The 12,538-nt window shown below is 45.8% G+C and carries 13 protein-coding genes; 6 read left to right on the forward strand and 7 right to left on the reverse strand.

The window, feature by feature from the left end; genetic code table 11:
• The first annotated feature begins 22 nt into the window (after positions 1 to 22).
• Positions 23 to 982 carry a lipase family protein gene (locus SDEN_RS03160; protein WP_011495058.1) on the forward strand — a complete coding sequence of 320 codons (960 nt, stop codon included), beginning with the start codon at positions 23 to 25 and terminating at the stop codon, positions 980 to 982.
• Positions 983 to 1,080: 98 nt separating this feature from the next.
• Here SDEN_RS03160 and SDEN_RS03165 read toward each other — a convergent pair whose 3' ends face one another.
• Entirely contained in the window at positions 1,081 to 2,409 is a 1,329-nt protein-coding gene (locus SDEN_RS03165) for a c-type cytochrome (RefSeq protein ID WP_269571454.1), read from the reverse strand.
• A gap of 96 nt (positions 2,410 to 2,505) precedes the next feature.
• Here SDEN_RS03165 and SDEN_RS03170 point away from each other — a divergent pair, with 96 nt between their 5' ends.
• The gene (locus SDEN_RS03170) at positions 2,506 to 2,742 is read left to right on the forward strand and encodes a diguanylate cyclase domain-containing protein (RefSeq protein WP_011495060.1); all 237 of its coding nucleotides are present in this window, start codon (positions 2,506 to 2,508) and stop codon (positions 2,740 to 2,742) included.
• Between the two features lie 118 nt (positions 2,743 to 2,860).
• Here the strand turns inward: SDEN_RS03170 and SDEN_RS03175 are convergent, their stop codons facing one another.
• Both SDEN_RS03175 and SDEN_RS03180 read right to left on the reverse strand, forming a co-directional pair.
• The gene (locus tag SDEN_RS03175; protein ID WP_011495061.1) at positions 2,861 to 3,271 is read right to left on the reverse strand and encodes a phosphate ABC transporter substrate-binding protein; all 411 of its coding nucleotides are present in this window, start codon (positions 3,269 to 3,271) and stop codon (positions 2,861 to 2,863) included.
• 9 nt (positions 3,272 to 3,280) lie between these two features.
• Positions 3,281 to 4,357 (reverse strand): hypothetical protein, encoded by a 1,077-nt coding sequence (locus SDEN_RS03180; RefSeq protein WP_011495062.1) that lies wholly within the window; start codon positions 4,355 to 4,357, stop codon positions 3,281 to 3,283.
• Between the two features lie 234 nt (positions 4,358 to 4,591).
• On the opposite strand from SDEN_RS03180, the gene SDEN_RS03185 reads away from it, so the two are divergent.
• Positions 4,592 to 4,930: a DUF3703 domain-containing protein gene (locus SDEN_RS03185; protein ID WP_011495063.1), complete on the forward strand. Its 339-nt coding sequence runs from the start codon at positions 4,592 to 4,594 to the stop codon at positions 4,928 to 4,930.
• Positions 4,931 to 5,000: 70 nt separating this feature from the next.
• On the opposite strand, the gene SDEN_RS03190 is transcribed toward SDEN_RS03185, so the two are convergent.
• Both SDEN_RS03190 and SDEN_RS03195 read right to left on the reverse strand, forming a co-directional pair.
• Positions 5,001 to 7,133, reverse strand: coding sequence for a TonB-dependent receptor family protein (locus tag SDEN_RS03190; protein WP_011495064.1), 2,133 nt, complete (start codon positions 7,131 to 7,133; stop codon positions 5,001 to 5,003).
• A gap of 257 nt (positions 7,134 to 7,390) precedes the next feature.
• Positions 7,391 to 8,140: an AraC family transcriptional regulator gene (locus SDEN_RS03195; protein ID WP_232279923.1), complete on the reverse strand. Its 750-nt coding sequence runs from the start codon at positions 8,138 to 8,140 to the stop codon at positions 7,391 to 7,393.
• Positions 8,141 to 8,273: 133 nt separating this feature from the next.
• Here SDEN_RS03195 and SDEN_RS03200 point away from each other — a divergent pair, with 133 nt between their 5' ends.
• Both SDEN_RS03200 and SDEN_RS03205 read left to right on the forward strand, forming a co-directional pair.
• On the forward strand, positions 8,274 to 9,158 hold the full coding sequence (locus SDEN_RS03200; protein ID WP_011495066.1) for a sulfite exporter TauE/SafE family protein: 885 nt from the start codon (positions 8,274 to 8,276) through the stop codon (positions 9,156 to 9,158).
• A 162-nt stretch (positions 9,159 to 9,320) separates the two neighbouring features.
• A complete protein-coding gene (locus SDEN_RS03205; protein WP_011495067.1) occupies positions 9,321 to 9,974 on the forward strand; it encodes a hypothetical protein in 654 nt (217 codons plus the stop codon).
• Positions 9,975 to 10,006: 32 nt separating this feature from the next.
• On the opposite strand, the gene SDEN_RS03210 is transcribed toward SDEN_RS03205, so the two are convergent.
• Both SDEN_RS03210 and metJ read right to left on the reverse strand, forming a co-directional pair.
• Entirely contained in the window at positions 10,007 to 10,738 is a 732-nt protein-coding gene (locus SDEN_RS03210; RefSeq protein ID WP_041406005.1) for a sulfite exporter TauE/SafE family protein, read from the reverse strand.
• Positions 10,739 to 10,840: 102 nt separating this feature from the next.
• Complete coding sequence (metJ, locus tag SDEN_RS03215) at positions 10,841 to 11,155, reverse strand: met regulon transcriptional regulator MetJ (RefSeq protein ID WP_011495069.1); 315 nt, start codon at positions 11,153 to 11,155, stop codon at positions 10,841 to 10,843.
• Positions 11,156 to 11,355: 200 nt separating this feature from the next.
• Between metJ and metB the strand changes: the two genes are divergently transcribed.
• The gene (metB, locus tag SDEN_RS03220; RefSeq protein WP_011495070.1) at positions 11,356 to 12,528 is read left to right on the forward strand and encodes a cystathionine gamma-synthase; all 1,173 of its coding nucleotides are present in this window, start codon (positions 11,356 to 11,358) and stop codon (positions 12,526 to 12,528) included.
• The last annotated feature ends 10 nt before the right edge of the window (positions 12,529 to 12,538 follow it).

Here is a 12,538-nt window from a genome sequence, read left to right on the forward strand (position 1 = left end):
AAATTAGCTTGGAATAGCCACCATGACCACAGCGTACCTGACAAGCATAAATGCCACAGATAAAAACAAAGTACTACAACTCATGGAGGCGAGCCTTCAAGCTTATCAGGCCTTTAATACTCAAGACCCTATGGATTGTCAGCTTGATGGGTTAATCCCCCCACAAGGGTTTGAATATGTCGATTATTGGACGGGTGTGGATGCCATTTTTAATCGAGATAAGACCTTAGAGTGTTATGGGGTGGTGTTTCGCACACTCAAGGCGCCCTTTAAGTATATCTTTGCATTTAGGGGCACGGCCTCTTTCTTGGATGTGCTTGACGATTTAGGGACGGAGAAAAGATTATTTGTGCCCTTTGATGTGACTCAAGCTGTACCGGCCCAGGTTCAGGTGGAGTCAGGGTTCTTCGACGTCTATAGTGACAGTAAAAGCGACAGCCAAGCGCCAACCCCCTCAATGCAGCAGCAAGTCTTTAGTTTACTTGATAAATATAACGCATCGGATAAACCCATAGCAGAATTGTTAATCACGGGTCACAGCCTAGGATCAGCGTTAAGTGAGCTGTTCACCTTAGATGTGGCAGTGTCTCGGCCTAAGATTATGGCATCGAACATTAACTTTGCTTGTCCAAGAGTGGGCAACAGTGATTTTGTGCAGTTTTATATGCAGCAAGGGGCGCAGCAAGACCCCAGTCGCCAAACCCTTAGGGTGCAAAATACCTATGACAAGGTTCCCTGTGTTCCGCCCACATTGATGGGGTATCAGCATATTCCCCACGCTCTCCTTATTGCCTTCCATAAAGACAGCTTATTGGGTAAGTTCGATTTTTTAGACAGCCATGCCTCTGCCAATTACAGCGCCGTGTTAATTGCGGCGGCAAAAAACCAGCAAGGTGTGTGTGTTGATGAGCGTTTGCCTGTAGGGGCGACAGACTTTATTAGCTCACAGGCCCCAAATCCGAACACCATAGGCTTGTTGTGACCGTATTAATTTCCGCTCAATGACTCGGTAATTACGTATTAATTAACGCATAAAAAAAGTCGGCACTAGTGCCGACTTTTTTATGCTAAAAGCGCGAATTAAATCATCTTAAGGTAATCGAGGATAGCCTCGCATTCCTTGTCAGTAAACTTTTCACCAATTACGCCTGTTGACTGTTTATTGTGGGGCAAGGCGGGATTAAATTCGTCGCTAAAACTGTGGCCTTGATTGCTATTACCCCCAAGGGAAGTATCGAGAATAAAGTAGCCTTCATCCGTGTATAGCTTGCCAGTAGCTAAGGTTTGCTTAGCGATGTTTTGCAGCTTGGGCGCTTGATAGAGACCTAGGTTGTCCGCATCGAATCGTATGTCACCTAAGAGCACAAATTTGGGCCTTTGCTGCTGGGTGTTACAGATAAGATCCTTAATGGTCGCCACCGAGCCATTATGCAAATAAGGGGCGGTTGCCCAAACCCCATTTAAGGGTCTGGCTTTATAACCTTGACCTGCCTGCAAGCAGTTAGGTCGACCGCCGGATAACTTTTCGATTAGTTTGGGATCTGAAATAACGTTTTCCTTGTACCAGGCCAAGATGGTTTGCTCAACGGTTGAGCCAAGGGCGAGGGCAAAATTAGCATCACCGCCATCGCTCATTTTAATGCCATTAATTAGGTCGACGTTTTGTGGGTTTTCACTTTCAAACAATTGGTTGTTAAGCACTTGCTGCGTATCTAAACTGCAGAGTACGGCATCCAATCCTAAGCCTGACGTTTGCCTATCGGTGCGGCCTTGCTCCTTTCCTGAGGTGTCTATTAAACGTGTCTTCAATATATTGCCTTGGGCGGGATCTGTGCCTATGTCTTGCTGAGGTATTATCACTAAGTCGAGCACTTTCTCTTCGGTTTGCAGCCGTTGGCCATCTTGGCGGTATTCGATGGGTGTTAAATGTGCCAATAGGGCCGGATCTGAAATCACAGGTAAGTGGCATCCTTGGCAGCGCTGCTGATACAAGTCCTTGCCAAATTTATAATTTTCATCACTTTCGCTAATGGGCTCAAAGGGCCAAGCAGGGGCGGTGAGGCCTTGATTAAACGCCTCGCCTTTCAAGAAATTTTCAATCCACACCATATTTTCAATGGGCACAGAAGATTGGAATCGACCCTCGTCTTTAGGGGAGAGCATGTCTACTTGGGCACTCACACCTATGGACTCGCCGACGTTACGCACCAATGGCTGCATAATAGAGGCATCGTATTGCACCCATTTAAACCAAGATGAGGTCCAGATAAAGGGATAGTTAACCGGTGCATCTATGGGCTGATAGTTTTCTCTGCGATCAAGGTTTGTGGCGAAGACTTGATTGCCGATACGGTTTAATGCATCGAGGCGGCCATAGCCTTCCTGTACCTTAACGAACTCAAGAGTTATCCGCGGCGCTTAAAGATATAGAAAGCCAACGATTGCAAATGTATGAGTTAGCCATGAAGGATCAGCTCACCAAACTCTATAACCGTCATTATTTATTTGCCTAATTGCGATCAGCATGATGCCTTTGGCAAAGCCGAGCAACTGCGCCAACAGATTGAGCAACTTAACCCTCAGGGGATTCATACCACCGCAAGCTTTGGCATCAGCGATCTGACCTCCATGCCTGATGATGCGTGCTTTGATACTTTACTTAAAATTACCGATTACGCCTTGTATCGTGCTAAAAATGAAGGTCGAAATCGGGTGTTCACCATTTCTATGGCCCAGAGTTAAGCCTTGAGGATAGCCAAATTGTGACATGCAGAGAAAGAACTGAGGCGAGTGAAAACTCGCCTCAGTTTCTCCTCCTTGGAGTGTCGTTACAAGCGCGGTGGGAGTTAGTGACAGTCCATTAAAACTTGCCTATCACTTTTACAGCGTCTGTAGCATCACTACTATCGACATAACCTATGATGCTTGGATTCGCTGCCACTAACTCCAGCATTTCGGCGACACTGCCCACTTCTTTGGGTGGCGTGCCTTTACCAGTAAACACTTTTTGAGCCCAATAAGACTTAATTTGAGTCGATGTTTTATTCAGCACCTTGCTATCAAATGCCTCTCTGGCTGGCACTGAGTTATCCAAATTTAATGGTAGCACGGCAGCACCACTTGGGAAGGTTCTTGATTTTCCCAAATAGATGTTTTCAATTTCTTTTCTATCGAATGTATCCCCATTGCTTGGGTGCGCAATCACCACAACTTCGGCAAAAATCGGCAGGGATAGTAAGCTTAATACCAGAGTTAATATTATCTTGTTCATATGCCTCTCCTAGAAAACAACATCGACACCGACACTGATGGCTGTAGCATCACCAGCAACTTTAAGTCCTGGTCCACCCTTATCTTTTACGTCGTCATATTGAATTTTAAATGCTGCAGAAGGATGAAAGTCCCAGCGAATACCTACAGATGTTGTATTGTGTACTTCGCCATCTTCTCCATCATCAAAATTTGAATAGGAAATATAGGGCATGACCGAATCTATACGGTAGCCGAAGGTGATGAGATAAGTGTCTAAGTTGGTGTTATCTAGCACCAAGCGATTGATTTCAGATAAAATTAGATAGTTGTCATATTCAACATTAGCCGCTAAGCCATAAAATTTACCTGTACGCTCTGTGCTGCCATTCCATTCTTGCTGCACCCCACCAATATAACGTTCATTGGTGTATTGCATATGCGTGAGGCGAAGTTCGAACCAATCTTTATTTAACTCAACCACAATACCTTTGATGTCTTTCCAAATTTCTCGGGTATTTTCGAGGAAGAAAAATTCAGATAATAGCTTATTGGGCTCACTGTCTTCACTGCCAAAATAGACCTGGCCAGAGACTGTCCAATCACCCACGACATAGTTATACAAGCCACTGACGCCAGTGTAGTTAAAGATTTGCCAAGTGTAATTATCTGCTGGTGGTCTTATCCAAACATAGGCATAGCCGACGTCGAAAAAGTCGCTGTAATAATAGAGAGGTAAGCGTTTTTTACCTGCTTGCACTGTCCAGTTATCGTTTAGCTCATAGGATAAATAAGCCCATTCAAAGCTAGCTGAATAATCGTTAGCGCCACGGGAGACGACTTGAGCCGTGGCTCTTAATCCATCCATCAGATCGGCTGAGAACTGCAACCCGAATAAGGTATCAGGATCAAAGGTAATTTCTTCTTCGTACTTGCCAACTAGCGGGTAGTCAGCTAAAAATGTGGGCCCTAAATCAAATTCAGCAACACCCGTGCCGTCCAAGACTTGACCTCCTACGACAGAGGCAAACCCTGAAACATTCACTTCGGCATAAGCAGTTGTACTGAGTAAGATTGAGCAAATACCTAGCGCTATCTTATTTTTCATAGAAAACCTTTCAAGTGGTTTATATTCAAGCTAAAGACTAGAACAGCTTTTTATAACTGCAATTTTAATTGAAGTTTTTATTAATATTTTTTTGAACTTTAGACAGAAAATGTTGTCGGAGGGTGGCGGAAAAGTGTTTTACTTAGTGTTAGGTCATTGAATTATAGGTCATTAACTCTTGGTGGTATATTATCCAATGCCGCTTGAATTAAAGTTCAACAATAGGAAGTTAATATGAAGGTTAATGTGAAACGGGCTTTCATTGCCGAAATGGATAGCGCTCAACAATTGTACGAGCAAGGTCAATTTACTAAGGCCTTTTTCCATCTTGAGCGGGCCCATATTCTGGGGCAGGCTTATGTGATTCCGCATACCCAATCCCATTGGTGGATGCTAAAAGTGGGCCTAAAAACTCATGATGCCAGAGAAGTGTTAGGTCAAATTCCCCGTATGTTAGCCTCAGTAATTTTTTCTCGCATTTGGGTGCCTGTGGGTAATACCGGTGGCGCCAAGGTCAGTCCCTTCGAACCTATGGCTATCCCAGAAGATTTAAAAGCTATTTTACAGAAATAGCTTTCATTGCTTTAGGCTTCCATGCTTTTGTGTTTTGATTTAGATTTTGATTTAGATTTTAGTCAAAGCCCTAGAAGCGATAACCTATGTCTAGGCTCAATGAGCGCCCTGGGGCTGCAACTCGTCCAGCGGGAGAGACATCTAAACCTCTAAAGTAATAGTCATTATCAAACAGGTTGTTAACGGATAAACCGACCTTAAGGCCTTTATTGTCTTGTTTAAAAAACTCGGTACTTATGTTGAAGTTAATCACAGTATAAGCGGGGACTTCGCCTTCAGTGCCTGAGACACTTTCGGTGACAGTGTTGGCTAAATCGGCGAAGGATTGACTGTAATAGTAGGCCATTAAGCCTAAATCTATATCATCAATACTGTAGAGCGCACTGGCCGATAGCTGATGCTTGGAGACTGAAGGCAGTTCATTACCCGCATACTCTCCATCAAGCTGCTCGGTATCCAAATAGTTATACGCACCGCTTAAGGTTAGCTCAGGTAAAGACAGGGGGGAATAAGTGCCTTCTAACTCAATACCTTGGTTTTTGGTTTGCCCAATATTGACGAACATGCTGATATTTCTGTCGTATTCGGCTTTGTTTTTAAAGTCGATGCGGTACGCTGCTAGGTTAATATTGCTGCGCTCTGTGGGAGTAAAACGAATGCCGGCTTCATAGTTCCACGAGAGTTCAGACTCAAGGGTCTGGCCTTTAGGCCAAAGCTGTGAGATCTGCGGCGTTCTGAGTGAGCGCTGAGCATTGGCATAAGCAAACCAAGCGTCAGTAAACTCATAGCCTAAAGTGATGCCGGGAAGCAGCTCAGTAACATGGTTATCTTGGCTATAATCTTGACCTAGGTTGGTAAAGGTCATGCGTACGTCTTCGTATCTCAGCCCTGGGGTAACAGACAAGCTGTCATCCAAGAAGCCGATTTTGTTACTGATAAAATAGGCCATGGCATCTGTGTCCATCTGCCAGTCACGGGGGCGCACTGCGGCTTGGGTCGATTTTTCTATGTGGTTGAGTTGATAGGTAATATCTTCGTTAACGTAACGGGCTCCCGCGATAATATGTTGGCTCACGTCACCATCAATAAATAGGCTCATTTTGGGCTCTATGCCGACCACAGTGAAGTCACGGGGGGAATTGCGCAAGTGAGTGGCTTCTTGGGTGGTGTCGCTCCAGCTGCTGCCTAAATTACCGTCGGTGTCTTTGTTTTTATCGTAAAAATCCCATTGAAAATTACGTGAGCTCTTATTGCCAAAGGCCGTTAAGTCGAACTCACCGTAGTCTATGGTGTCTGAGCCCGCGAGCACATGGCTGTATTTCATCGATAGGCGTTTAGTGTCGGCCTTAAACTCATCATTGGGACGCAGGGATTGTTGGCTGTCTGCTTCATAGGCTGCGGTGTGCAGCGCGCCTGGCAACTCAGAGAAAGCATCATAATATTGCAAACTGGTATCTAGGCTATTGCGCTCATCGATATTCCAGACGGTTTTTAACAGCAGATTTTTGATGTCTGTGTCTGAGTGCTCACGAAAAGACTCGCCTTTAGTGATATTGCCATCTAAGCGCAGGGCGAAATCATCATTCACCGCGCCGCCTGTGCTGATATTGGTATCAAACAGGGTTTGGCCTTCACCAAAGAAGGTCATGCGTTCATGCAAATGGGTTTCCCAATCATCAGGGATAGGCTTTGAAATCAGGTTAATCACGCCGCCGACATTATTCGGGCCATATTGCACCGATGCGCCGCCGCGAGCCACGTCAATCCTATCTATCATAAAGAGGGTTGCAGGAAATAAAGATTGGCCCGTGTGCCCATAAGGGGCGAGTGTCATGGGGATACCGTCCAACAGCACTTGAGCATAACCACTGCGACTACTGTCTAATCCTCGCACCGAAATATTCGGCAAAATGCCGGTGCCGGTTTCATCTTTAATTTTAAGGCCGGGTACTTGTTGCAATGCGCTATCTATGGAGTGTACGCCGGTGCGCTCTATTTGATCTGAGGTGATGATGGAGCGGTTACCTGTGTAGGTTTTTAAGTCGGCAACTTCTGAGTTACCCAATACGCTACCGCTAACCACTATCACTTCGGGTGTCGATTCTATTTTCTTCGCTTCTGCAGCCACAACTGTGGCGGTAAAACTCATGGTAATGGCCATGGCGACGCTGGTTAGTCTGAAGCGATTTTTTGAGTTTAACATATGTAATTCCTAGGTTTATTGACTCTGTTTTAATACTTGAAGAGTAATAAGTCTTAAAGCGAAAGGAATATACTATACGGTAATGAGAATTGTTAGCGTTTATGGGTGGGTGGCATTGAATTAATTTAATGTTATGTCCAATGTTAAATTCTTAATAGTTAAAAAGTCGCTAGGAAGCAGTATTAGTCACAGCGCTAGTTGTGACTTAACTTTTTTATCACAAAGGTAAATTTACGGTAAGGATAGCATTAAGGGGATTATTTACGATAGCGGGCTGGTGAGTCACCGGTTTGCTGCTTAAACATGTGAATGAAGGCCGAAGGTGAAGCGTACCCTAGGCTGTCGGCGATATGATTGATGCTATGACCTTGAGCAAGCAAGCTTAATGACAATTGCAGATTGAGACGTTGACGCCAATGGCGATAGCTTAAGCCTGTTTCGGCCTTTATTAAGCGGGATAGGGTGCGTGATGATGCCCCCAGACGCTGGCCCCAAGTGGCAATGTTGTCCTGATTGGCGGGGTTGTTTTGCAGTTCACCAAAGAGCTGCATTAGTTTGGGGTGGCTGGAATAGGGCAAATGAAAGGGGGCATTTTTCGCCTCACTGAGCCAGTCTCTGATTAATCTTAGCAACCTTCCTCGAGGGCCCTGCCAATCAAAGTCGCTGGGTATAAGGCGCGCTTCTTGTATTAAGGCGTGTAAAAACGGCGCCACATTGAGTACGCAAGATTGCTCGGGCAAGGCTTGGCATTGGGACTCGTCAAGGTAGAAACTGGTTAACCTCACCTCAGTAATGGCAGTCACGCTGTGGCTGATGTTGGAATTCACCCACACCCCTTGTTCCGGCGTGACTAAATATCTGGCGGCGGGCGTGTTGACTGCGAGCACCCCTTGGCTGGCATAGACGAACTGGCCCCAAAGATGGCTATGGGACATGACATGGCAATGGGCTTGCAGCTGCCGATTAACGACAGTGATGGGCTGTAATAACGGCCGAGTCGATTCCATGGAAGGAGCGATTGAAGCAAGTTTTGGCATAAAGTCGATATTTTGTGGCAATTGGTCGATATTAAGACGCGCTAAAGTTCAGTTAGGATAATGCCTATCATTAACAAGCACGTCTATAGGACAGAGTGTAATTATGGAATGGTTAGGAATTTATCTTATATTGGGCGGCGCAGTGGGCGTTATGGCTGGGCTCTTTGGCATTGGCGGTGGCGGAGTCTTAGTCCCGGCCTTTGTGAGCATTTTTCTAGCCCAAGGTATGCAAAGTCATTTAGTGATGCATTATGCCATCGCCACTTCAATGGCCTGTATCTTGGTGACCTCTTTTGCCAGCATGCGAGCACATAATGCCAAAGGCACAGTGCAGTGGCCGATAGTTAACTCTATGGCCCCTTGGATAATACTGGGCACCTTTGCAGCAACCTTTATTGCAACCGCGCTAAGTACCCAAGTGTTGGCTGGTATTTTCTCTGTGTTTATGCTGAGTGTGGCTATCAAGATGTTAAGGCAAACGAGTTCAGGGCAAGTTCACGACAGTAAAAGACTCACCCCAAGCAGTATGGGGCTAGCTGGGCTAGGCATAGGCGCGATTTCGGCCTTAGTGTCTATCGGTGGCGGTTCCTTAACTGTGCCTTACTTGAGCAATAGAGGCATAAACATTAAGCATGCCATCGGCACTTCGGCGGCCATAGGCTTACCCATAGCCATAGCGGCGAGCCTAGGCTACTGGGTTAATGGGCTGACATCTGCTGAGGCAGCACAAGAAATGGGTATTTATGACATAGGCGCTCAAACCCGCGCTGTAATGGGAGATGGCTGGTGGCAAGTGGCGGCTCAGAGCCTTGATATGAGTTTAGGTTTTATTTCGGTTCCGGCGGCGGTTTGTGTGGCATTTGGCAGTTATTTCAGCGCTCCCTATGGGGTTGTGCTCGCCCATAAACTGCCGGTAGGCTTGCTTAAAAAGCTATTTGCTTGCTTACTGATTATCCTCAGCCTAAAAATGTTTTCCAGCCTAGTGTAAAAAATGGGGAGAGAAAATGAATGGATAGAATTTTTTATTTTTAAAATATTTTAAAATCAATGTTTTAATTAGTTTTTCACTATCTTCTTATGATTCTCTGCTGCAAACTTTTATTTGCTGCTATCTTTAATTGACGTCCCCCGTCGAGCTTAAGGAACCCAGATGAACTTCACTCAAAAAAGCGCTATCTTGAGCCTAGTTTTTCTCAGTTTCTCTCCTCTGTCTGGGAGCTGCGCCCCTCTGGAAGCCGCCACCTTAATCAATCAATCCCTCTATGGTTTTAAACTCTCTATAGTCAATATGCCTGTGGCTTCTGAGGGCTATTTTTTTAACCTTGGGGGGAGTCATGGTGATAGTCATAGTCAGGCGCAAGGCACAGGGCTTATCTTGAGTCGCCCCCCATTAACTCATGATGTATTAACCCCGTTAGCTGTTAACTTTCTGGATGGTGCGGGCTATCAATCCGAGTCTCGATGGACCCTAAGTTATGAATTCGATGACTTTGCCTTGTCATTAGGGGCTAATATTAATCAACCCTTCTATGCGGACTCACCGCAAATGTTTGAGCAGGCTAATCAAATGCAGGATTACTCCTACTTCAAGGTCGGTGAGCTAAATGTAGGCGGGGAATACAGGCCGATGGATTGGCTGACCTTTTCATTAAACTTTCACCAAGGTATGGCTGATAACGCTCAAGATGTGTTTGCCCTTGCGACTAAGTTGGATCTTAATCGCAGTTTTAGTGTGCAATTTATTGGTTTGCTGGGCAGTGATACCAGTAAAGGGGCGCTGTTAAAAACCTCATACCATTTTTAACCGCAATAGGCCGTGATGTCAGTGATTTTGTCTTAGTTAACTAGCGTCAGCACAGATTGTACTGTCAGCACCAAGGCGCTAAGGCTACAGAGGATTAATGTCGCGCTGCGAGTCTTTTGTTTATCAACTCTGCCCACTAATCTTCCCGCCACAAGAAATCCGAACACCACAGACGGCAGCAGCATGCAGGCAAGCCATAGATGACGCCAGCTCAATAAACCTGTGACGGCCAAAATAATTAACGCGATAAGGGAACTGAAGATAAAAAACGCGGACAAGGCGGCGCGAAACTGACTGGCATCTTTTCCTGAGAGTAAAATGGCCATTGGCGGCCCACCGATGGCAGCGATATTGCCAAAAATACCCGAAATAATCCCCGCAATAAATAAACTGGTGCGATTCACTGGCACGCTGAATTTAAACACACTCAAAATCACGGCAATAGCCACAATGGCGGCGATCACTAAGCCTAAGACGGCTTGTGGCGCTAAGATCAATAAACTTGCCCCAAGAAAGCCCCCGGGAATACGTCCAAGTAACGCATATTGCAGGCCATTAAATTCTAAATGGCCGCGCTCGCGGATCAAGGTGAGCACAGAGATGGCAAAGCCCATCATGATAACGGGTGCAGGTACCAGATCAGGCTCAACAAGATAAAGTAGCGGACTGGCTACGACGGCTAAACCAAAGCCAATTAGACTTTGAGTGATGGCGGCAAAGAAGATAATAATCGCCGCTAGGGCAAGGCTCAGGGGATCGATGATCAAGGAGAAGGCCTAAAGTAAACTTGCCGAAAATTTGGGTTAGCGCATTGTTAGCCAACTAACCCTGTGTTACTTGCTAGGTATGACTTTGCTTAAGCGGGTTTATTCTAACTCTTCCCACTCTAAGCCCATAGCTTCCATCATTTTCTTGGCTTCACTGGGTATACCGTCAATTTGATCTTTTGATAGATCCTCATCATTGGGAAGAGGTTGCCCAGTATAGGCATGCAAGAAGGCTTCACAGAGGAGTTCACTGTTGGTTGCGTGTCTTAGGTTACCCACCTGGCGACGAGTGCGTTCATCTGTCAGTACTTTGAGTACTTTTAACGGAATAGACACAGTCACTTTTTTTACTTGCTCGTTCTTTTTGCCATGCTCGGCGTATGGGCTAATATATTCGCCATTCCACTCAGTCATTAACTCACCCTTAACTTGAAATTCGGTGCAGATTTTAACCCCTTACAGGCCACAGTCAAATTATTGCTACTATTTGTTGTTGATTGCAAATAGATTTCTTTACTTTTGGACGTTTAGATGGCTAAAGTGCTTGACCAGGCCTAGACTTACGCGTAGATTTAGCCATCTAGACATCTACACTGCAAATTGATGGAGTCCACATGAGTCAGCATAAATTAGCCACCTTGGCCGTTCGTCACGGCATAGAGTCGGATACTCAGCATGGATCTGTGGTGCCACCGATTTATTTGTCGACCAATTACAGCTTTGAAGGGCATCAACAGCCCAGAGAGTTTGACTATAGCCGCTCGGGCAACCCAACGCGTAACTTATTGGCAGAGGCGCTGGCAAAGTTAGAGCAAGGTCATAGTGCAGTTGTCACTTGTACTGGTATGGCGGCCATCACCTTAGTCACCAGTTTGTTAGCCCCTGAAGATGTGTTAGTCATCCCCCATGATTGCTATGGCGGCAGCTACCGATTGTTTACTCACTTGGCAGCTAAGGGCAGTTTTAAGCTCGTGGTTATCGATCAAAATGACGCTAATGCATTGGCAGACGCTCTGCAGCTTAAGCCTAAATATGTTTGGCTAGAAACTCCGTCGAATCCACTGCTTAGGGTGGTGGATATCAGCGCAATTTGCCAACTGAGTCATCAAGTGGGCGCTAAAGTGGTGGTGGATAACACCTTTCTTTCCCCTGCATTGCAACAGCCATTAACCCTAGGGGCTGACATAGTGGTGCACTCCACCACTAAATACATTAATGGTCATAGCGATGTTGTTGGCGGCGCCGTGGTGGCTAAAGATGCCGACATTGGCGAGCGACTCGATTGGTGGGCAAATACCTTAGGTTTAACCGGTAGCGCGTTTGATAGTTACCTGACCTTACGTGGACTTAGAACATTAAGTGTACGAATGCGCCAACATCAGGAAAATACCCAACTAATTATTGAGTCCTTAATTAACAGTCCAGTGGTGAATAAGGTATATTACCCAGGTTTAACAGCCCACCCAGGTCACGAAATTGCATTAAAACAGCAACAAGGTTTTGGTGGCATGGTAAGTTTTGAGCTTAATGGTGGAGAAGCAGCACTCGTGGCCTTCTTAAGTGAGCTTAAATTATTTAGTCTTGCCGAGAGCTTAGGGGGGGTGGAGAGTCTGGTTGCCGTGCCAGCCACCATGACCCACAGAGCCATGACGGCCAAGGCCCGTGATGAGGCTGGCATTAGTGACACATTATTGAGATTATCTGTCGGCATCGAAGATGGCGTTGATCTTGTCGCCGATATTGAAGCAGCCTTAGCCGCTGTTGCAACACTGAAAGTCGTTGTTTAAGGAGTTAGGA

Source organism: Shewanella denitrificans OS217, assembly GCF_000013765.1.
GTDB lineage: Bacteria > Pseudomonadota > Gammaproteobacteria > Enterobacterales > Shewanellaceae > Shewanella > Shewanella denitrificans.